Origin of the sequence: Aliidiomarina indica (assembly GCF_015354615.1) — a bacterium.
GTDB classification, from domain to species: Bacteria; Pseudomonadota; Gammaproteobacteria; order Enterobacterales; family Alteromonadaceae; genus Aliidiomarina; species Aliidiomarina indica.
In genome coordinates this window covers 115,172-137,232 of record NZ_JACAVQ010000001.1, presented here as the reverse complement: position 1 = coordinate 137,232, position 22,061 = coordinate 115,172, and the positions used below count along the sequence as shown (strand labels likewise).

Genomic DNA, 22,061 nt, shown 5'->3' with positions numbered 1-22,061 from the left:
CTTAGCGTTCCAATGCTATCAACTGCGAACGCTAACTTCTTACTATCAGCATAGCACAGCATCAGCAGCGTCACGGTTAATTCATCGTTAATGTGCTAAAAAAATGCGCCTGACTGCACACCAACACGACAATTTATGTCGCAACCTAACGAATCCTTGTCCAAACTAGCGCCAAGTTGGCTTCTAACCGGCTAATTTGTCCTTCAACCATGTTTTCGCACTCGCAAGGGCTGAATCCAAGTGTTCTGGTTCGCTTCCCCCTGCTTGCGCCATATCCGGCCTGCCGCCACCTTTGCCTCCAACGTGCTGAGCAATTAGGTTTACGAGCTCACCGGCCTTCACTTTGCTGGTTAACCCAGGGGTAACACCAACAATCAAGCTTACTTTACCTTCTTGACGCAATCCGAGCACCACCACACCTTCGCCTAAACGGTTCTTTAAATCATCAACCATTTCGCGCAAGGCTTTTGCTTCAACTTGCGTAACTTCTGCCACAATCACTTTGTGGCCACCGATGTCTTCGGCACTATCTGTCAGATTGGCGCCTGCCTGCTGGGATAGCTGACGTTGGAACTCGGCTAATTCTTTCTCTAGCTGCTTTTGGCGCCCTAATAACTGTTCAATACGTTCCGATACTGCGCTTGGATCAGCCTTGAGTGCGCTTGCAATGGCATATAAACGTTGCTGTTGCTGCTGGGTATAGAGTACCGCGTTCGCGCCCGTGGTTGCCTCTACACGACGTACACCCGAGGCAATCCCTTGTTCTGAGAGAATGCGAAAACTGCCGATATCACCAGTACGCTGTACATGGGTTCCGCCACAAAGTTCCAAAGAATAGGGGCCCATCTCAACCACGCGAACGTGATCATCGTACTTCTCGCCAAACAACGCCATTGCGCCCCGAGCTTTCGCTTCTTCAATGGGCAAAACGTCTGTGGTTAATGGCGTGTTTAATCGAATCTGCTCATTCACCTGTGTTTCAATCGACAGCAATTCTGACTGGGTTAACGCCTGCGGATGCGCGAAATCAAACCGCAACCGTTGTTCATCAACCAAAGAGCCCTTTTGCATCACGTGCTCGCCTAATACATTGCGAAGTGCTGCATGAATTAAATGGGTCGCTGAATGGTTACGACGAATGGCCCAACGGCGTTCATCGTCAACCAATGCCAGTACGCTATCGCCCACGCTTAACAGCGCTTCTGCATTGCCATGATGTGCGATGGCTTTGCCAATATACTGGGTATCATTCACCACAAATGCCGGCTCACCATCAACTTCAAAGACGCCAACATCCCCCACCTGACCGCCGCTTTCTGCATAAAAGGGAGTCTGGTCGAGAACGATAATGGCATCTTGGCCGGCGGCTACTTGATCAACCGATTCGCCCTCGACAAAGATCTCACGGATAACCGCATCACTTTCGTAATCGCTGTAGCCTTTAAAATCTGAAATTGTTTCTGCCGCAATGCGATTGCTATAGTCAGCACCAAACTGAGAGGCCTGTTGAGCACGCGTGCGCTGCTCTGCCATTGCAGTATCAAAGCCCGCTTGGTCAAGGGCGAAACCACGCTCTCGCAAAATGTCGGCGGTAAGATCATAAGGGAAGCCGTAGGTATCGTAGAGTTTAAACGCTATCTCGCCAGATAGTGCATCGCCCTCGGCTAAATCCGCCATTGCCTCTTCTAACAAGCTCAAGCCCCGTTGCAAGGTGCGGGCGAACTGTTTTTCTTCTTGTAGTAAAGCTTGTTCTATACGGGTTTGTGCCTGCGCTAACTCAGGGAATGCTTCCCCCATTAATCGCACTAATTCAGCCACTAAGGTATGGAAAAATGGCTCACTGGCACCCAATTTTGAACCGTGGCGCACCGCGCGGCGGATAATCCGACGCAACACATAACCACGGCCTTCATTGGATGGCATCACCCCATCGGCAATCAGGAACGAACAGGAGCGAATGTGATCGGCTATGACACGTAATGATTGCGCTGAACGATCCTCTGTACCCACGGCTTTCGCGGCTGCATCGATTAACTGTACAAAGGTATCGGTTTCGTAGTTTGAGTGCACGCCTTGCAACACCGCAGCAATGCGCTCAAGGCCCATTCCCGTGTCGACAGAAGGCTTCGGCAGTGGTTCAAGGGTGCCGTCAGGCTGGCGGTTAAATTGCATAAACACGAGATTCCAAATCTCGATATAGCGGTCGCCATCTTCCTCAGGTGTTCCCGGAGGACCACCCCAAACATCAGGGCCGTGGTCATAAAAAATTTCAGAGCATGGACCGCAAGGGCCAGTATCGCCCATTTGCCAGAAATTGTCTTTCGCACCAATACGGGAAATTCGATCCCGCGGCACACCAATATCATTGGCCCAAATATCGTAGGCTTCATCGTCTTCTTCAAAAACCGTTACCCAGAGTTTTTCTTTGGGCAATCCCAATTCTTTCGTGAGAAAAGCCCACGCGTAATCGATAGCGTCTTTCTTAAAGTAATCGCCAAAACTGAAGTTACCCAACATTTCAAAAAACGTGTGATGACGTGCGGTGTAGCCCACATTTTCTAGATCGTTATGTTTGCCACCAGCACGCACACAGCGTTGAGAGCTCGTTGCCCGCGTGTAATTGCGCTTGTCCGTGCCCAAAAACACATCTTTAAACGGAACCATTCCGGCGTTAGTAAACAATAAAGTGGCATCGTTTCCAGGAATTAACGATGCACTAGGCACGATCTGATGACCACGCTCAGCAAAGAAGTTCAAAAAGGCTGTACGAATATCGGCACTGGTCATACTCATAAATAATGTCCTGCTATGACTACACGTTTACGGAATAAGATCCGCTCTTAAGAAAGTGGCTAAGATTATCATAATGATGGGTCAGAAAATAGTCGCCAAAGCCTAGTCGTCAGGGTTTTCCTGCGCATTTTCAATGGCCCGACGAATGTGATCTGCGCTGAATCCGCGCTGCGCTAAAAAGCGCATTCGACGCGCGCGTTCTTTTTGATCCCCCGGCGCCACAGGCGACTGCCCAAAACGCCGCTGATAGCGTTCACTAGCAAGGGCCGCCCAATCGGTTGCATAGGTCTCAAAACAGCGCTGAATTTCATCATCGCTAAGGCCTTTTTGCTGCATTTCCTGACGTACTCGGAGTGGTCCATACCCTTGCATCACACGTTGGCGATAAAATACATCGGCGAACCGTGTATCCGATTGCCACTCACGCGCTTCTAGCTTCTGTATCACGCGATCTATCGCGTCGCGAGCAAACCCTTTTTGCTGCAACTTAATGCGCAGTTCAAACATACTGTGTTCTCGGCGACTCAGTAACTGCACCGCGCGCGCTTCAATAACTTGTTCGTCTTCCGGATCAGTAGGGGAAGGTCGCACAGTGCCACCCTCCTCCACCCACCAGCAAATGTCGTGCCGGGGCCAAGATAACCTCAGTTTCAGGCATCAATTGCTGCATTTGATCTCGCGCTTTTTCGTCGCTTGGTAAACCAAACGCCGGCATCACAATCAAATCGCCGTCGGCATAACGAACCCGTAAGAAATTGACATAACTTGCCATCAGTTGCATGCCGGCGATGCGTTTTCGCACGCCTGGCCGATGGGCAATAGCCACTGCTTCTGCAGCGCTCAATCGCGGCGAACGCGGCAGCGGCAAAGTGTGGACTTTGATAGGTCGCCCTTGCGCATCGGTGCTGTTGGCAAGAAAGTCATACACGCGTCGGCAGGTTGCGTAATCCGGGTGCGATGGATCGCCAGTATGGGCAACAACAACTTCACCAGGTCGGATAAAACAGGCCAGATTGTCGACATGACCGCCCGTTTCATCAGCGCTCAGTTTTCCGGGTAACATCAGCAGTTTTTCAATGGCAAACGCCTGCTGCAGATGTTCACGCAAAATTCGGTCCGTGAGTCCTTGGTTACTGGGGCGGTGTAAAATACTACCGGCACACGCTATCGCCGTTCCCTCACCGTCATGATGCAAGGCCCCACCTTCAATCACCCAGTCGTGAGACTCGGTTTTCAAATTCAGCGTATGGCTCAACCAATCCCGAGCACTTCCGTCGAGGGCCTGTTGGTCATCTATGCCACCCCAACCATCAAAATCATAATGCAGAGCGACACCGCCCTTCTGATCAATAAAAGGCGCGCAATCGCGTAACCAAATATCTCCAAAAGCAATTCGATGCACCTGTACGTTGTCCGATAAGTTAGCAGGCATGGGCTCTTCAGGATGTACCTGTAAAGCCACGGGTATATTGCGCTGGGCTAACTCAGATAAAAGCTCACGTACCTCTGCATGGACCGCCTTGCCAGCATCGGGCCAGATATCACGGCGATAGGGCCAGCGCATCCAAACACGCTGACTGGGCGACCATTCGCTACGCCATTGAATTGCCTGACTTGAGGAGACTACCGGTTCACTCATAACTATTTCCGTTTTGTTCCTGCATGTTGTCTCTGCGGGCGGTTACTGCGCGGCTTTTGTGGCCGCTTGTCGCTGCGTTGCTGAGAACGTTCATCTTTGTTGGCGCCTTTGCGGTTATCCTTGCGACTGTCTTTCCCGACCTTACCACTCGTTTCCGATGCAGAGTGGGCACGAGGATCTGGACGAGAACTAGATCCTGTCGCCGCGCGTGGAGATTTCCCCTGCTTGGCTTTTTGCTCATCACGATGACGTCGACTACCGCGGCGAGCTTGCTTAATCTGACGCTCTTGATCATCTTTAGTAATGATTGGTGCAGACTCGAGCAAAGGCAGCTCCACCAAGTTGCGTAAATAATTCACTTCGTCCATGGCAAGCTCAACCCAACCACCTTGCACTAACCCTTTCGGCATGGTGATCTCGCCCATACGCACGCGCATCAAGCGGCTTACGGTGGCACCTTGAGAATCCCACAAACGACGTACTTCGCGGTTGCGACCTTCAGTAAGGGTGACGTGGAACCACTGATTCATGCCTTCGCCACCGCGGCGACGAATACGCTTAAAGCGCGCGACGCCATCTTCTAGTTCAACACCACGCAGCAATTTTTGAATTTGCGCTTCAGTGACTTCTCCAAATACGCGCACCGCATATTCCCGTTCCACTTGATAACTGGGGTGCATAAGGCGATTGGCCAATTCACCATCGGTGGTGAGAAGAAGTAGACCTGAGGTATTGATATCCAGTCGACCAACCGCAATCCAACGAGCGCCCGATAAAGGCGGCATGCGTTCATAAACAGTCGCTCGACCTTCTGGATCTTTTCGGGTAACTAACTCACCCTCGGGCTTGTGATAAACCAACACGCGGCACGGGACGGCGTCTTCGGATTTCACTTTTACAACATGGCCGTCAATACGAATCACCGCATTTGGGCTAACACGTTCCCCTAAAGTGGCTACATGATCGCCAACGCGAATACGCCCATCACTAATCATGGATTCTATTTCACGACGCGAACCGTATCCTGAGCGGGCGAGAATTTTCTGAAGTTTTTCGGTATCTTTCACTGCGAGGTTTCCTCTTGGTTGTCACGCTCCCGCGTGTCATCAGTGTGCAATTCTAATTGATTCTTCGACGATGCAATAGCGCTATTGTCGAAAATTTCCTCAAGTTCAGGTCGGGGCTGAGAAAGCGCCGGAATATCGGCTACCGACTGCAATGCAAAATAGTCTAAAAAAGCCTTTGTGGTGGCGTAAAGGGCCGGACGACCGGGAACCTCTTTATGCCCAACCACTTTCACCCATCCCCGCTCTTGCAGGGTTTTCATAATTTGCGTACTCACCGAGACGCCACGAACCGCTTCAATCTCGCCACGAGTAACCGGCTGTCGCCAGGCAATTAAAGCTAAGGTTTCAAGTAGCGCCGCCGAGTATCGAGGGGCGCGCTCGGGCCACATATGCACCAAGGCAGGGCCAAGTTCTGGTTTGGTTTGAAAGCGCCAGCCCGAAGCCACTTCGACCAATTCAATACCTCGGTCTTTATAATCCTCTTGCAGACCATCTAAGACTTGTCGTAAACGCGGCTTGTTTAAGCGAAAATCGGCAAGCACACCATTGAGGAGCTGATCCAAGGTCACCGGATCTTCTGCGGCAAATATCGCGGCTTCCACCAATTGCTTTAATTGCTGATCAGAAATCATAGCGCTTCCTCTCTGCTCGATTGCTTTGCGCGGCTCACATAGATGGTCGAAAACTCTGTTGCTTGGGTCAGTACAATAAGACCCTCTTTGTTAAGCTCCAAAATAGCCAAGAAACTCACCACCACCCCAGAGCGCCCCTCATTGATAGCAAACAAGCCAGAAAATTCAACGCGCTCGGTAGACTGCAATAAATCGAGCACTCGACTCATGCGTTCCCGGGTGGAAAGAGCTTCGCGTTTAATATGGTGATGGGCTTGTACTTCCACCAACTGCATCACTTTTGCAAGCGCCAAGGTAAGATCTTCCATGCTTACATCCGGTGGCGCTTGCCCAGCCAGATCGCGGGCATCAGTGACCGCATGGGCAGGAAAGAAATCCCGTTCTTGCTGAGGCTGCTGATCCAGCTGGTTCGCCCCTTCACGGATAATCTCGTATTCCTTCAGACGACGTACTAGCTCAGCACGGGGATCGTCTTCATCGTCATCCGTGTCGCTAATCGTCGGCAGTAACATGCGGCTTTTAATTTCCGCCAGCATCGCTGCCATCAGTAGGTAATCTGCGGCTAATTCAAGCTTGAGCTCTCGCATCATATCTACGTACTGCATGTATTGTTCTGTGATTTTCAAGATAGGAAGATCGAGAATATCCATTTTCTGTCGGCGAATCAGATACAACAGCAAGTCCATGGGGCCCGAAAACAAATCGAGCATGAGTTCCAGTGCTTCTGGCGGAATATAGAGATCTTCCGGTTGATCAAAAACCGGCTCTCCGCGTACAAATCCTAAAGGCAGCGATTGCTGCGCTGACACTAAATCACTCATCCGTTGTTTTTCTATACTCTTCCCGTATTCAAGAAATCAGCTCTACTATTGAAACGGTGTTGGATCCCCTTCACCGATACGAATAATTTCCATCTCATCATCAACCAAGTCAACGACGGTGGTCGGTTGTTCCATCAAATGCCCGCCATCAATCACCAAATCCACCAGTTTTTCCAAACGCAGTCGAATTTCATAAGGGTCGGGCTCCGCAAATTCTTCACCAGGGAAAATAAGCGTCGTCGACATCATCGGCTCGCCAATCTCAGTCAATAACGCTTGCGCAATCGCGTTGTCGGGTACCCGCAAACCAATGGTTTTACGCTTTGGATTCATTAAGCGTCTTGGCACTTCCTTTGTGGCCTTTAATACAAACGTATAGGGGCCGGGCGTATTATTCTTAATCAAACGAAATGCCTGATTTCCGACTCGAGCGTACACTGACAGCTCGGTTAAATCTCGGCACATCAAGGTGAAATTATGTTCACTGCCGAGCTGGCGAATCCGTAGAATCCGCTCGACCGCATGTTTATTCTGAAGCTGACAGCCAAGGGCATATCCAGAGTCGGTTGGATAGACAATAACCCCTCCTCCGCGCACGATATCTGCCGCCTGCTGAATGAGACGGTTTTGCGGGTTTTCTGGATGGATTTGAAAAAACTGACTCACCCCTTACTCCTCTATTGCCATAAAGCCCACACCGGGGTTACCCCTTCCGGCGGGCGTAAATTGCGTCCAAGTTCTCGATATTTTCCCGGATGGTGAAAATCAGAACCTACGGACATATAAAAACCATATTCTTGCGCCAACTCAGCGAGCCACTGACGCTGCCAGGGCGCTTGTTGCGACGAAACCACTTCCATCGCTTCAGCACCCGCCTGCTTTAACTCAACGAGTAATTTTCGCAGCCATTTATTACTTAAACTATAAGCGAGGGGATGAGCAAGTCCGGCAACCCCTCCGGCACCACGAATCGCATCAATAGCCTCATCAATGGAACACCACTGACTACTCACATACGCGCACTGGCCCTTACCTAAATAGCGCTCGAACGCACGCTGAATATCTTTACAGTAGTTTGCCTGCACCAAGGCTTGTGCAAAATGTAAGCGAGTCAGCACTTGTCCCGGCGCCATGCTCGTTACATCGGGCAGATCTGCCGCCTGCACTCCCTGTTGCACTAATTTTTCATAAATTGCCACACTGCGTTCGCGGCGCTTGCGTTGTTGATCGTCGATCAACCCTTGCAAAGCACTATTGTCGACCGAAAAATTCCAACCCAAAATATGGATTTCGTAACCATTCCACAAGCAGCTAATTTCAACGCCCGGAATAAGCACCGGCGATGTTAGATCATGCTCCAGTTGTGCTTCACATGCGGCTCGATAACTGCTGAGCGAATCATGATCCGTTAACGCCAGTACCTCAATTTGCATCGTGTGCGCCCGCAGAATTAATTCTGTGGGGGTAAGGCTGCCATCTGACAACTTACTATGACAATGCAAATCAATGCGTTCGGCATGCGCTGGGATCCGCACCAAATCACGATGACTCGCGGCTGAATTTGCTGTTTTAAGGGTATTTTCCATGCAATTATCATACGCCCTTTCGTCGGCTAAAACTAACCTTGGCTGTAATTTTTTCAACTTTCTATTGACACAAAACCTGCTCTGCGTTTACCTTTGCGTCATATCTTATTTTCGTACAAGTAAACTGAAGTTGTATAAACAAATGCGCACACTCATTTCACACCTTACATCCTTGCTTCACACGCCTGTAGTGCGTGCGCATGCTTGGTGGTGGCACTTCCCTCGCGGGTAGTGTTGTGTGACAGCATGTGCCAACGATAAGCAGAAAATTCGCTCTCGTTGACCAAGAATTCACAACAAGCCCGCTCAGTTGAGCGGGCTTGTTTCGTTTAAGGGAAAGGAAAATTTGATGAAACAGTTAGCGGACGATGCCACGTATTCCGTTGCTACCATACGTTTAGGGCTCGATTATCAAGCTGATCCAGTGCAAATGTTTCGCCGTTTAAGCGCAGGCAACACCCCGCAGCGTGGTCGTATATTACTCGAGTCAGCAGAGATTAACTCACGGCAGAACTTAAAAAGCTTGATGATGGTCGATGCCGCATTGGAACTTCGCTGTGATGGACATCGCGTAACCATTCAAGCGCTATCTGACAACGGGGCTGTACTGTTACCGTGGATTGAGCAGCAGCTCTCTGACCATGCAACGGTTTCCATGGATATGCCAAACCAACATTTACGTGTGGACTACGCACCAGCACCGGACAATCTCACTGAAGCTGAACGTCTGGCCTACCCCAGTAATGTCGAACCATTACGGGTACTGCAACACCAGTTAAAAGCGTCCCACGATCATCCATTGGCGGTATTTCTCAGCGGCGTTTTCGCATACGACTTGTTGGCAACCTTCGAGCAGCTTCCAGACGTACCGACTGGCGCCAATACCTGCCCAGATTATTTATTTTACTTGGCAGAAACCTTAGTGGTCGTCGATCATGAGCGAGAGCATACGGAACTGCTTGGTCTGTTACCGGGAGGAAGCGAGCAGTCCGCAAGAAAACAGCAGCTCTGTCAACGCATGGGCGAATTGATGGCCCGACTACAAGCCCCACATGCATCAACTAGTCCGGTACCCTCGGCGGGATTGCGCGCAGCGGCGGATTTCAGTCAGGTTGTCGCCAGTCCATCGCGGGAAGACTATGCGGCTAGTGTGGTGTCACTGAAATCACACATTCAGGCCGGCGATATTTTCCAAGTCGTGCCCGCGCGCAGCTTTACCTTGCCATGTAGCGACGCCCTCGGTAGTTACGAACAGTTAAAATTGAGTAACCCAAGCCCCTACATGTTCTATCTGCAAACACCAGATTTCGAACTCTTTGGCGCCTCGCCCGAATCAGCACTGAAATTTACCGCAGACAGCCGGCAAGTTGAGCTCTATCCAATTGCCGGTACCCGTTCACGCGCTCGCGATCAACAGGGGAATATTTTGCTCGATCACGATAGTCGCATTGAGCTTGCCCTGCGCCAAGACACAAAAGAGCTTGCAGAACACATGATGCTCGTTGATCTGGCGCGCAATGACCTCGCTCGCATCGCCAAAACCGGTAGTCGCTATGTCGCCGATTTACTAAAAGTCGACCGCTACTCTCATGTCATGCACTTAGTATCACGAGTGGTCGCCACCTTAGCTAGCCAGTACGATGCCCTTGATGCCTATCGGGCCTGCATGAATATGGGCACCCTCGTCGGCGCACCCAAAATTAGCGCGGCGCAATTAATTCGTGAGGCCGAGCAGCAGCGCCGCGGCAGTTACGGTGGCGCCGTCGGCTATTTAAATGGGCATGGCGATATGGATACCTGTATTGTGATTCGCTCTGCCTTTGTTCAACATGGCACAGCCACCGTGCAAGCGGGAGCCGGCGTGGTGTTCGATTCTTCACCGGAAGCAGAAGTACGTGAAACCGAGCAAAAAGCAAATGCGGTGATTCAAGCGATCCAGCGTCAACAAGCCCATCTCGATACAGCGGAGGTGACAGTATGAATAAAGGCCACATTATTTTTATCGATAATATTGATAGCTTCACCTACAACTTAGTCGATGAGCTTGCGCAACTTGGCTACAGTCTCGCCGTATATCGCAATACCGTGAGCGCTAATTTCGTTGCCGAGCAGTTGGCCACGGCAGCGCAGCAAGGCCCTGTTATTTTGTGTTTGTCACCGGGCCCAGGTCATCCGCGCGCCGCGGGCAATCTGATGCAGGTGATTGAACACGCGGCAGGGCGCTATCCGATGCTCGGTATTTGCTTAGGCTTTCAAGCGCTGATTGAGTTTTGTGGCGGACAAGTTGATCGTTGTCACGAGACAGTGCACGGCAAAACAAGCTATATCGAATGTGACAATCATTCCATTTTCTCAGGCCTAAGCCACCCCTTACCGGTGGCGCGATATCATTCCTTGCAAGCCATTCGCGTGCCTGATTCCGTCACTATTTTGGCCCATGTCAACGACATTCCAATGGCTTTTGAAGCGACCCATCTGTGTGCAATTGGCTTTCAGTTCCATCCAGAGTCTATTATGACCAGTGAAGGTAGTCAGTTGCTCAAGCAAACCATTGATTATTTATCTCAGTGCAACATGCCATCCCTGACAACAAAAACCCGGCCGCCTAAGGAGTCTGCATGCGCGAACTAGCGAAACTACTCAATGGAGAGGTACTCACGCTCTCGGAAACTGAAAAGCTATTTAAACATTTGCTTGCAGATCAGCTGACTCAAAATCAGATCGCCGCCATGCTCGTAGCAATGAAGGTTCGTGGTGAAACCCCGGCAGAAATTGCCGGGGCAGCAAAAGCGCTCTTAGCTGGGTGCAAACAATTCCCCACGTTAGACTTTCCAGTGGCCGACACTTGCGGTACCGGTGGCGATGGCAGCAACACCATTAATATATCCACCGCAGCGGCTCTGGTATCTGCCAGCATGGGCATTGCTGTGGCCAAACATGGTAATCGCAGCGTGTCGTCACGATCAGGCTCGGCAGATGTACTGGAATCATTAGGGGTACCGCTTGATTTGTCACCGGACGAGAACCATCAGCTACTGAAAGAACATAAATTCTGTTTTTTATTTGCCCCTCATTATCATCCCGGCGTTCGCTACGCGATGCCCGTGCGACAAGAATTGAAAACCCGTACCATGTTTAACTTACTCGGGCCTCTAATTAACCCCGCCCGTCCAAAAGCGCAACTGTTGGGGGTCTACACCCCAGATTTATGCTTACCATTGGCTCAAACCCTGCAATTGCTTGGATGCCCACGCGCCATGGTCGTGCACGGCAGTGGTCTCGACGAAGTGGCGCTGCACGGCCCGACGAAAGTGGCGGAGGTAAACGGGGATCAGATCCGAGAATACGAAATTAGTGCGACCGACTTCGGTTTGCCGGAAGCGGGTCTGAGTTCTTTACGGGGAGGCGATGCAGATCAAAACGCACGCATGTTAAAATATGTCTTCGCCGGACAAGGTGCCGCCGAGCATCGCCACGCCATTGCCATGAACGCCGCGTGTCTGCGCTACTTGTTAGGCTACTCTGAATCACTTGCGGAAGGCACCGACGCGGTTTTGCAGCACCTCACAGAAGGTCATGCCCTCACTCACCTACAGCGGATGCAGGAGGCATTTAAACATGACTAAACCAGAACCAGTATTGCAGCAAGAAAACGCACGTGGATTACAAGAAACCCTAGAAAACGCCCCGTCGGTGTTGCGGAGTATTTGCGAGCAACGGCAAATCAGTTTACAGCGATTGCAGCAACACTACCCTGAAGACATGGTGATGGCCGCTGCTGCCACTCATACTCGGCCCATTCGTGATTTCACCGCCGCGCTTCGACAAGGATCGGCTCAATTTATTTTTGAATGCAAAAAAGCATCGCCTTCGAAAGGATTAATTCGTGAGAGCTTTGATCCCGTTGCCATCGCGCGTATATATGCCAGCTATGGTGCCGCCATTTCTGTGCTGACCGAACCGGATTACTTCCAGGGTGACTTTAGTTATTTGCACGCAGTAAGCCAGCAAGTCACGGTGCCTGTATTGTGCAAAGATTTTATTTTTAGTCGTTATCAGGTGGCGCTCGCGCGCTACTTTGGCGCCGATGCAATTTTATTAATGTTGTCCGTACTTGATGACGCCACATACCAAGATCTTGCGACCTATGCTGAAGAGCTCGGCTTACATATATTAACGGAAGTGAGTGATGCGGACGAAATGGCGCGGGCATCGGCTTTAGCAGCACGCGTGATCGGCATTAATCATCGCAATCTTCGCGATCTATCTGTGGATATTCACCGTAGTGAGAAGCTAGCGCCTCTTGCGCCAAAAGACGCTATCGTGATTGCTGAGTCGGGTATTCATCACCATCGTGATATTCGTCAGATCGCACCTTTTGTGAACGGCTTTTTGGTGGGCAGTTCGCTAACCTCACAAGAGGATATCGATTACGCTTGCCGTGCGTTGGTATATGGCAAACATAAAGTGTGTGGGATTACCTCACAAACGCAGGCCTTGCAGGCAAGGGCAGCAGGCGCGGTATATGCGGGCATGATCTTTGCGCAACGTTCTCCGCGCAGGGTTACCATTGATCAGGCAAAGTTCATTCGCAAAGTGCATGGCTTAACCTATGTCGGCGTGGTCGCGCTAGAGGACTACCCCACGCGCACCCCAACCGAAATTGCGGGGGCCTTGCTTGAACTAGTGAATAGCGCGTCGTTAAATGCCATTCAAGTGCATGATCTTGGCCGTATCGAAGCCCAATCGGCTGACGCTGCCGCGCTTTTTATTCAAGCATTAGGACGCGCTTTACCGCATCAATGTGAATTATGGGTGGCTACTGCTATTGAGGATCTCGAACAGCGGCGCGCTACCTATCCTGATGTACATCGTTGGGTGGTGGATAGTGGCCAAGGCGGCAGCGGCGTGGTCTCTAATTGGCAACAATTACCCACCCACAATAGAGAACAACTTATTTTGGCCGGTGGTTTACATCCAGGCAATGCACAAGCGGCAATGGGCACAGGCGTAGGAAGCTTAGATTTTAACTCTGGTCTTGAGCTTGAACCCGGCCTGAAGTGTCCGCTTAAAACCCGTGCCGCATTTCACCAAATTCGAGAATATGGTCGATCTTAGAGGCGCCTAGCTAAAAGATCCCACAATGTGACGTAACAGGCTCAATCACATTTATTTGAGCCGTAAAAGAGGCAGTAACCATGACGCAATCGAGCCAGGAAACGACCCGCGAGCGCCTTAATCCCTACTTTGGGGATTTCGGTGGCCAGTTCGTCCCTGAAATTTTGCTTCCCGCGCTTGATCAACTTGAGCAAGCCTTTGTGGATGCACAACAGGATCCTGAATTTCAACGGGAATTTCAGCATTTATTAACCACTTATTTGGGGCGCCCCACCCCGCTTTCTTTATGTCAAAACCTCACCAAAGGCTCGCCAGTTAAAATCTATATGAAGCGAGAAGATTTGCTTCACGGTGGTGCCCATAAAACCAATCAAGTACTGGGGCAGGCGCTCTTGGCAAAACGCATGGGTAAGCAGCGCATTATTGCTGAAACTGGTGCAGGTCAGCATGGTACCGCAACGGCCTTAGCCTGCGCACTATTAGGCCTTGAGTGTATTATCTATATGGGCCGCAAAGATGCCGAGCGTCAGCAACCGAACGTATTTCGCATGGAATTAATGGGGGCAAAAGTTGTTCCGGTGGACGCCGGCAGCGGCACATTAAAAGATGCGGTTAATGAAGCGATGCGCGATTGGACAGCAAGTTACCCAACCACCCATTACCTGTTGGGTACCGCTGCGGGCCCACATCCTTTCCCTACCATTGTACGTGAATTTCACCGCATGATTGGCGCCGAAGCAAAGGCGCAAATCCTTGAAGCGGAAGGTCGCTTACCAGACGAAGTGATTGCATGTGTTGGGGGAGGGTCCAACGCCATTGGCATGTTTGCTGAATTTATCGATGAACCCGGCGTGCGCCTAACGGGCGTTGAGCCAGCCGGCAAAGGCGTGGCAACCGGGGAGCATGGCGCCACCTTATCGGCGGGCAAACCGGGCGTGCTACACGGCTGCCGTTCGTTTTTGATGCAAGATGATGACGGTCAAGTGGAGGAGTCTTATTCGGTATCGGCTGGCCTCGACTATCCCGGTGTCGGGCCACAACATGCTTATTTACATGCCATTGGCCGCGCCCAGTACACTAGCGTGACCGACGAAGAGGCCCTTGAAGCCTTTCAACTGATTTCGAGTCACGAAGGAATTATCCCAGCGCTTGAATCTGCTCATGCGATGGCGTACGCCATCCGCCGTGCCAAAGAGTCCGATAAGCCAGAGATTTTGGTCGTCAATTTGTCCGGTCGCGGCGATAAAGATATCGATCACGTTCGTCGAATTTTAGCGCAACGAGGAGCCTAAACATGAGTCAACGCTATAACCACATGTTCGCGGCCCTCAAAGCACGCAATGAAGGGGCATTTGTACCTTTTGTGACGATTGGAGATCCCGACTTAAAGACCAGCGAAGCGATTATTCGAACCTTGATCGAGGCGGGTGCTGACGCCCTCGAACTGGGCCTGCCCTTTTCTGATCCGGTGGCCGATGGCCCGGTGATTCAGGCGGCAAATATTCGTGCACTTAAACATCATATCACCACGCAGCAATGCTTCGAATTGCTTGCCCGTATTCGCGCTGATTACCCCGATATTCCTATTGGGTTATTAGTTTACTGTAATTTGGTGGTGGCAAATGGCACCTCTACTTTCTATCAGCGCGCAGCCGCGGCAGGTGTCGATTCTGTGCTCATTGCAGACGTACCGCTTCGCGAGGGCGTACGTTTTATTCCGGAAGCCCAAGCGCACGGTATTGCGCCTATTTTCATTGCGCCACCCGATGCGAGCGATGCCACTCTCAACGGCGTCGCGCAAGCGAGCGAAGGCTACATTTATTTACTCAGTCGCTCCGGGGTTACCGGCGCCAACGATGCCGTGGCCGCCCCTGCCGAAGCGCTTATACAGACACTTCAGAACGCTGGAGGGGCACCCGCTTTGTTAGGATTTGGTATTGCCCGACCTGAGCACGTAAAAGCCGCCATCGCTGCAGGCGCCGGTGGCGCCATTAGTGGCTCTGCGGTAGTAAAGCTGATTGAGCAACATCAGCAAGCACCGGAAACCATGCTGCAAGCGCTCGCTGAGTTTGTCCGGAGCATGAAAGCGGCCACCCAAGGCGTCTGATCACGCCAAGGGTAATTAGCTTTTGGGCACGTCGGCCTGTGTTTCTTGCAGCGATGTGCCCTCTTCCATCCGATTAATTTCATCACCACTGAGTAAAATAGCCAACCACCGAGTCCCAGGATTTTCTTCAAAACCAATTTTCACCATCATGGTTAAGGGAACGGATAGCAGCATTCCCACCGGTCCTAGCAACCAGCCCCAAAACAGTAACGAGAGAAAAACAATCAGCGTAGATAAGCCAAGGCCCCGTCCCATCACACGCGGCTCAATCACATTACCAATAGACACGTTGATCACTAGATACAGCACGACGACAGCACCGGCCATAATGGGCGAAAATTGAACGAGTGCCATAATCACGGCGGGAATGGCCGCTAAAATAGAGCCTATGTTTGGAATGTAGTTAAACAGAAAAGCGACCACCGCCCACAAAATGAAGTGATCAACGCCAAGTAACCATAAACCAATGCCAACCAATAGCCCGGTCACTAAACTCAGCATTGTTTTTAATGCGAGGTATTTATTAATCGACAGAAGCATCGTACTCATGCGCTGCATTTGTTTTTCGGGATGCGGAAAGGCAAGACCAATCTTACGGGGCATTAACGCAGTTTCACCCAACATAAAGGCGACAATTAATAGAATAAGCACGATATTGGTGAGCATATTGCCCAAGCTCGAAAGAATGTTCACCGCCATCGACATCAGCCGCGACGGATCTAAGTGCTGCTCCAGCAACGAGCTATCAAGATTAATATTAAGCATGCCGGCAATGTGCGTAAGCTCGGAAAATTGCGCCGTCAGCTTTTCCCGATACTCGGGAAGTTTGACGGTGAAATCATTCACCGATTGCATAATCAAGCCAGCGAGTCCAAAGCCCGCAATCAATATCACCAGCAATATGGCGAAGATGGCCACATAGGGAGGTAAGCCCTTATGTTGGAACCAAAGAATCACTGGCTGAAAAATAATTGAAATAAACAGCGCCAAAAGGAATGGCACGACGATAACGCTCGCCGCTTTAATCCCTGCCAAGATAATTATAATTGCGGCCGCCACCAAAATAATTTTACTCACTGGCGATAACATAGTGGGTTGGTCCGTCATGGCCAATTCTCCGTATCCAAAATTCGATGCTAAGCTTAAAACGATACGCCAATGTAACAAGGCTCACAAGCATCTTACTTCAAGGAGCGTTATGAATATTCTCATTACAGGCGGCACTGGCCTCGTTGGCTCGCACTTTATCCAGCGCTATGGTGATGACCATAGTATTACCGTGCTTACGAGACATCCTAAAAATGCACGCAAGAAATTAGGCCCCACCGTCTCCCTTTTAGCGAGCCTCGGTGAATTAGAAAATCTCAATCACTTTGATGCAGTGATCAATTTGGCGGGCGAACCGATTGCAGAGAAGCGCTGGACGGACGCTCAGCGCGAACGCATCGAACAAAGTCGCTGGCATATTACCGAATCCTTAGTCGGTCTATTTGCTGCGTCAGAGACGCCGCCACATACTTTTATATCCGGTTCTGCCATTGGTTATTATGGCCGTCAGGGTACTACCCCAGTCACTGAAGCTGAGCATACGCCAAATGATGAGTTTAGCCATCGATTGTGCAAGCAATGGGAAACCATCGCATTGCGCGCCGAAAGTAGTAAAACGCGCGTGTGTCTATTGCGAACAGGAATTGTACTCTCCCGAAATGGCGGTGCCCTGAAGAAAATGCTGCTTCCGTTTCGTTTAGGATTAGGTGGCCCGATGGGAGACGGCAAGCAAATGATGTCATGGATACACATCCATGACATGACCGCAGGTATTATGTTTTTATTGGAGCATCCGGAGTGTTCAGGCCCCTATAATTTCACCGCACCTAAGCCAGTCAATAACGAAACCTTCAGTAAAACCTTGGGTAAATCCTTGCATCGCCCTGCTTTTTTCCGGGCCCCTGCATTTGTTTTGCGCTTAGCCTTTGGTGAGATGTCAGATCTTATGTTAACGGGTCAAGCTGTCTTGCCTGAGCGATTAGAGCAAGCAGGGTATACGTTTGAATACGGGGAACTGAAAGAGGCATTAGACGCATGTGTGTAATCCACACATGCGTCTTTGCCAAGGCGTTACTGCAGACGACGTATTAAGGTTCCGGTGTGGTGTTGCAGCAAGCGATAACACACCGCCCACCCTAGTGCCGCCACAACAAAGGCACCAATCGTCGGGCCCAGTACCCAAAACCGCCAATGGAATGTTGGTTGCATATTAAACACCTGGGTTTGTAGGGCATACACCGCAACCTCCATGGCAATGGTGGCAATTAAGCCTGCCAATGCGCCGAGCACCACGAATTCGTAACTTACCGCCCGCGACAATAACGATGAACGCGCACCCAAGGTACGTAAAATCACTAATTCCTGCCGCCGCTCATCGAGTGATGCCTGCACTTGCGCAACCAACACTAAGGCGCCGGCAAAAATCACCAGCACCATGACAAAGGTAATCGCCAAGGACACATGGCCAATCACATCGCGAATTTGCGTGAGAATATCTTCCACATCAATCAACGAGGCTTGTGGGAAATCACGGAACAAACGATAGAGCTCTGCCCGCCGCTCTGTCGGCAAGTGGAAGCTGGCGATATAGGTTGCCGGCATCCCTTCTAACAGATCGGGACTAAACACCATGTAGAAATTTGGCTGCATGGTATTCCAATCCACTTCTCGAATACTTGTCACTGGCACGGTAAATTCATCAGCGGCAACCCGGAAGGTCAGCTCATCACCGACGCCCACGTTAATCCGCTCAGCGACCTGCGATTCTACCGAGACGCCCGCTTCTCCAGGCGAAAACCATTGCCCTTGCAAAATGCGATTCTCTGCCGGCAGATTCGCTTGCCAGGTTAATTGCAGTTCGCGCCCGAAGCCTTCTCGAAACTCACTGTCATCGCGTTCTTCTTTCGTTACCGCATCACGTACCATAGTGCCATTAATGGCCACCAAGCGCCCGGGGACAATCGGATAAAGCTCCGTGGCTTGAATCGATTCAGCCTCGAACATGTCCTGCATGGGCTGTACTTGATGGGGGGCAACATTCACCACAAAATAATTGGGGGCATCGTCTGGGAGCTGACTTTGCCAATCATCAAGTAACTCATTGCGTAGTGCCAGCACCAATAAAAGCAGCATAATGGCAATTGAAAAACTGAGCATCTGCATGCTGTTTTGTGCTGCCCGACGTTGTAATCCCGCCATAGCCAAGCGCCAACTACTACCTGCTTGCATCCCAGCGCTGCGGCTTGCCCGAATAAACAACCGACCAATGCCAAGAAGCAAGAGCATGGCCACAAGACCACCGGCGAATAACGCCGATGAGAGCATCAGAGAACCGCTATAAATCACCATGAGTAGGAAAATGGTAGCGCCTGCGATGAGCCAGTGCAGCCATTTTCCCAATCCTTGCGCAGTAATTTCCCGGCGTAAAACTCGCAACGGTGGGATCTTCAACAAGCGCAACAGTGGATACAAGCTGAACATCAACGCACACAGCAGGCCGGTTGCAATGGCTAACACATAAGGCCCACTGCCGCCGCTCGGTAAGGCATAACCTAATTGATCGCTTACCCACCAGATCACCCCGTATTGCAAGGCATTCCCTAGCAGCAAGCCTAATAAGATACTGACCACCGTGAGTAACAGCAGGTGCAAGGTGAAAATGCGCGTAATTTGCGGGGTACGGCCACCTAAGGTTTTCATAATGGCCACGGCATCGAAGTTTCGCTGCGCGTACCGCTGCGCTGCTACCGCCACCGCTGTCGCCGCTAATACTACGCCCAACAAACTTGCCAATAGCATAAATCGCTCGGCGCGATTCAGCGCGGCAGATAACGGTGAATCACCATCTTGAATGCTCGTCCAGCGCTGTGTGACATCGTCGAGCTGAGGAACTAACCAAGTCTCAAAGCGTTGGATATCGCTCGGTTCACCGGCAAATAGGTAATTGTAATTGACACGGCTGCCTGGCTGAATCAACCCAGTTCGGTCAAGCTCGTCAATATGAATCAGTACCGTGGGGCTATCAGTAAATACGTTAAAGCCGGCGTCAGGCTGATGACTTAACACCTGAGTCACCGTGAACTCTGCATCACCGATTTCTAGCACACTGCCAATTTCTAGGTTTAAAGTTTGGAACAAACTACCCTGCACCCACGTTTCACCGGCCTGAGGCAGGTTTTCGACACGCTCACCTTCCGTGTATGGCGCAGACGCCACTTCTAAATGACCACGCAAAGGGTAGCCATCACCCACCGATTTTACATCCACCAAGGTCATTTCGCCGTGGGCAAATGCCATTGAATTAAAGGTGACCCGCTGTGTCCACGCCACGTTGTCTTGATCAGCGCGTTCAAGCCACTCGGTAGGAATTTCCGCACCTCGGGCACGCAGCACGCGATCTGCGGCAAGAAACTCAGAGCTGCGATCGAGCAAGCCTAGCTGCAAACGTTCGCTAAACACTGACAAACTCAGCACCGCGCACACCGCTAGGGCAACGGCCGCCGCCATAATCGTTAACTCACCACGGCGTAACTCGTGTTTTAATAAGCGCCACGAAATCTTAGGCCACATGCTGTTGCTCCACGAGTTGACCGGCATCTAAGCGCAAGGTGCGATCACAGCGCTGCGCCAGCTTATCGTCATGGGTCACCACCACCAGCGTTGTGTTAAATTCACGGTTAAGCTCAAATAACAAGGCCTCGACGCGTTCACCCGTTTTACTATCTAAATTGCCCGTGGGTTCATCAGCAAACAGAATTTGTGGCTGCCCTATAAATGCCCGAGCGATGGCTACGCGCTGTTGTTCGCCGCCCGAGAGTTGGTTTGGATAATGGGTGAGACGCTCACTCAATCCCACTTTGGCCAACAGCTCACGGGCCTCTTGTTCAGGATTAGGACGCCCCGCCAGTTCCGCAGGCAACATCACGTTTTCCAAAGCGGTTAAACTTTGGATCAAAAGAAAGGATTGGAATATAAACCCAATTTTATCGCCACGAAGAATTGCACGCTGCTCTTCATCCAAATCGTTCAAATTTACGTTATCTATAACAACCTGCCCTGTGGATGGCAGATCTAAACCCGCAAGTAACGAGAGTAAAGTTGATTTACCGGAGCCGGATGCCCCTACCACCGCAACCACTTCACCACGGTCGATCGAAAAGCTTAACTCGGATAAAATTTGCAATTCACCGTCGCTGGTCGCAACATTGCGAGAAACTGATTGAACTTGAATAAGTGCCATATGTTTAAAAAATTCCTTTACATCATTGTAGTCATTGGCCTTGCCGTATCTGGTTCAGTACGTGCGGCAGACCAAAATGTATCATTATTAGTTCTCGGTGATAGCCTCAGCGCTGGCTATGGTATCGCAGAAGCGGATACTTGGGTGGCAGAAATTGATCGCACATGGCAAATTCACCATCCTCATTTGCGTATTATCAATGCCAGTATCAGTGGCGAAACCACTCAGGGCGGCCTGTCTCGGCTCGAATCTTTATTAGAACGCCATCAGCCGGATATTGTATTTATTGAGCTCGGCGGTAACGATGGCTTACGTGGGTTTAATCTCAACACCATGGAAGCTAATTTACGGGAGATGGTAAAGATCCTCCAGTCCAGAAACGTTCAAGTGGCGCTGAGCGAGGTGGAAATTCCACCTAATCTCGGACGACGCTACACGCGCATGTTTCGCGATGTGTTCCACACGGTCGCCGAAGACAAAGATATTCCGTTAATCCCGTTCTTTATGCGTGAGGTCGCCTTGAATCCTAATTACATGCAAGCCGACGGTATTCATCCAAATCTAGCGGCACAACCCGTCATAGCCGATTTAATGGAACCCCAGCTACGCGCTCTTCTGGAGGCCCTGTGAGCCAACCTAAGACGTTACACTACTTTTACGTGAGCATCGGTAGCAACCTTGCACCTGAGCGCCACGTTGCTCAGGCTATTGGCGAATTGAGCCAACGCTTTGGTGATGTCTTGGTGTTTCCCATTGTAAAAACCGAGCCATGCGACATCCACACCGATCACCCGTTTTTTAATACCTTAGTGATTTTCGCAGCCCACGACGCTGCGGACACGATCAAACACTGGTTTAATCAACTAGAAGCTGCGCACGGTCGCGACCGTAGCGACCCTATGCGCAGTAAAAAAGACCGTACGCTCGATCTTGATATTTTGCATGTTCAGCAACAACTAGACATGCAGGCAACACGAAGTTTTGATGAACCTTATACACAAGTGTGCATTG

The 22,061-nt window shown here is 50.8% G+C and carries 19 protein-coding genes and 1 pseudogene; 9 read left to right on the top strand and 11 right to left on the bottom strand.

Annotation, left to right across the window (positions count from 1 at the left end; genetic code table 11):
- Positions 1–183: 183 nt before the first annotated feature.
- From alaS to HXZ99_RS00645, 8 genes are all read right to left on the bottom strand, one after another.
- Positions 184–2,793: an alanine--tRNA ligase gene (gene alaS, locus HXZ99_RS00680; RefSeq protein ID WP_194755358.1), complete on the bottom strand. Its 2,610-nt coding sequence runs from the start codon at positions 2,791–2,793 to the stop codon at positions 184–186.
- Between the two features lie 102 nt (positions 2,794–2,895).
- Complete coding sequence (locus HXZ99_RS00675; protein ID WP_194755357.1) at positions 2,896–3,384, bottom strand: regulatory protein RecX; 489 nt, start codon at positions 3,382–3,384, stop codon at positions 2,896–2,898.
- Entirely contained in the window at positions 3,365–4,432 is a 1,068-nt protein-coding gene (locus tag HXZ99_RS00670; protein ID WP_194755356.1) for an agmatine deiminase family protein, read from the bottom strand. The genes HXZ99_RS00675 and HXZ99_RS00670 overlap by 20 nt, the downstream gene beginning before the upstream one ends.
- Before the next feature lie 2 nt (positions 4,433–4,434).
- A complete protein-coding gene (rluB, locus tag HXZ99_RS00665) occupies positions 4,435–5,499 on the bottom strand; it encodes a 23S rRNA pseudouridine(2605) synthase RluB (protein WP_194755355.1) in 1,065 nt (354 codons plus the stop codon).
- A complete protein-coding gene (gene scpB, locus HXZ99_RS00660) occupies positions 5,496–6,131 on the bottom strand; it encodes an SMC-Scp complex subunit ScpB (RefSeq protein ID WP_194755354.1) in 636 nt (211 codons plus the stop codon). Before scpB ends, rluB begins: the two co-directional genes overlap by 4 nt.
- Positions 6,128–6,952, bottom strand: coding sequence for a segregation and condensation protein A (locus HXZ99_RS00655; protein ID WP_194755353.1), 825 nt, complete (start codon positions 6,950–6,952; stop codon positions 6,128–6,130). Before HXZ99_RS00655 ends, scpB begins: the two co-directional genes overlap by 4 nt.
- 45 nt (positions 6,953–6,997) lie before the next feature.
- On the bottom strand, positions 6,998–7,618 hold the full coding sequence (locus tag HXZ99_RS00650; RefSeq protein ID WP_194755352.1) for an L-threonylcarbamoyladenylate synthase: 621 nt from the start codon (positions 7,616–7,618) through the stop codon (positions 6,998–7,000).
- Positions 7,619–7,629: 11 nt separating this feature from the next.
- Positions 7,630–8,538 carry a PHP domain-containing protein gene (locus HXZ99_RS00645; RefSeq protein ID WP_194755351.1) on the bottom strand — a complete coding sequence of 303 codons (909 nt, stop codon included), beginning with the start codon at positions 8,536–8,538 and terminating at the stop codon, positions 7,630–7,632.
- 349 nt (positions 8,539–8,887) lie between these two features.
- Here HXZ99_RS00645 and HXZ99_RS00640 point away from each other — a divergent pair, with 349 nt between their 5' ends.
- From HXZ99_RS00640 to trpA, 6 genes are all read left to right on the top strand, one after another.
- The gene (locus tag HXZ99_RS00640) at positions 8,888–10,519 is read left to right on the top strand and encodes an anthranilate synthase component 1 (protein ID WP_194755350.1); all 1,632 of its coding nucleotides are present in this window, start codon (positions 8,888–8,890) and stop codon (positions 10,517–10,519) included.
- Positions 10,516–11,169, top strand: a complete 654-nt coding sequence (locus HXZ99_RS00635) for an aminodeoxychorismate/anthranilate synthase component II (RefSeq protein WP_194755349.1) — start codon at positions 10,516–10,518, stop codon at positions 11,167–11,169. Before HXZ99_RS00640 ends, HXZ99_RS00635 begins: the two co-directional genes overlap by 4 nt.
- Positions 11,157–12,164 carry an anthranilate phosphoribosyltransferase gene (trpD, locus tag HXZ99_RS00630; RefSeq protein WP_194755348.1) on the top strand — a complete coding sequence of 336 codons (1,008 nt, stop codon included), beginning with the start codon at positions 11,157–11,159 and terminating at the stop codon, positions 12,162–12,164. Before HXZ99_RS00635 ends, trpD begins: the two co-directional genes overlap by 13 nt.
- Complete coding sequence (trpCF, locus tag HXZ99_RS00625) at positions 12,157–13,656, top strand: bifunctional indole-3-glycerol-phosphate synthase TrpC/phosphoribosylanthranilate isomerase TrpF (RefSeq protein ID WP_194755347.1); 1,500 nt, start codon at positions 12,157–12,159, stop codon at positions 13,654–13,656. Before trpD ends, trpCF begins: the two co-directional genes overlap by 8 nt.
- A gap of 80 nt (positions 13,657–13,736) precedes the next feature.
- Positions 13,737–14,948, top strand: a complete 1,212-nt coding sequence (gene trpB / locus HXZ99_RS00620; protein ID WP_194755346.1) for a tryptophan synthase subunit beta — start codon at positions 13,737–13,739, stop codon at positions 14,946–14,948.
- 2 nt (positions 14,949–14,950) lie between these two features.
- Entirely contained in the window at positions 14,951–15,763 is an 813-nt protein-coding gene (gene trpA, locus HXZ99_RS00615) for a tryptophan synthase subunit alpha (protein WP_194755345.1), read from the top strand.
- Between the two features lie 15 nt (positions 15,764–15,778).
- Here trpA and HXZ99_RS00610 read toward each other — a convergent pair whose 3' ends face one another.
- Positions 15,779–16,870: an AI-2E family transporter gene (locus tag HXZ99_RS00610; RefSeq protein ID WP_228517478.1), complete on the bottom strand. Its 1,092-nt coding sequence runs from the start codon at positions 16,868–16,870 to the stop codon at positions 15,779–15,781.
- 91 nt (positions 16,871–16,961) lie between these two features.
- Here HXZ99_RS00610 and HXZ99_RS00605 point away from each other — a divergent pair, with 91 nt between their 5' ends.
- Positions 16,962–17,855, top strand: coding sequence for a TIGR01777 family oxidoreductase (locus HXZ99_RS00605; protein ID WP_194755344.1), 894 nt, complete (start codon positions 16,962–16,964; stop codon positions 17,853–17,855).
- A gap of 26 nt (positions 17,856–17,881) precedes the next feature.
- Here the strand turns inward: HXZ99_RS00605 and HXZ99_RS00600 are convergent, their stop codons facing one another.
- Entirely contained in the window at positions 17,882–20,380 is a 2,499-nt protein-coding gene (locus tag HXZ99_RS00600; protein WP_194755343.1) for an ABC transporter permease, read from the bottom strand.
- Positions 20,370–21,050 carry an ABC transporter ATP-binding protein gene (locus tag HXZ99_RS00595; protein WP_194755342.1) on the bottom strand — a complete coding sequence of 227 codons (681 nt, stop codon included), beginning with the start codon at positions 21,048–21,050 and terminating at the stop codon, positions 20,370–20,372. The genes HXZ99_RS00600 and HXZ99_RS00595 overlap by 11 nt, the downstream gene beginning before the upstream one ends.
- On the opposite strand from HXZ99_RS00595, the gene HXZ99_RS00590 reads away from it, so the two are divergent.
- Together HXZ99_RS00590 and HXZ99_RS12125 are read left to right on the top strand one after the other, a co-directional pair.
- A complete protein-coding gene (locus HXZ99_RS00590) occupies positions 21,051–21,680 on the top strand; it encodes an arylesterase (protein ID WP_194755341.1) in 630 nt (209 codons plus the stop codon). It abuts the gene before it with no gap.
- Positions 21,677–21,997: pseudogene (locus HXZ99_RS12125) on the top strand (2-amino-4-hydroxy-6-hydroxymethyldihydropteridine diphosphokinase); the annotation flags it as partial. The gene HXZ99_RS00590 and the pseudogene HXZ99_RS12125, both read left to right, overlap by 4 nt.
- Positions 21,998–22,061: the final 64 nt, after the last annotated feature.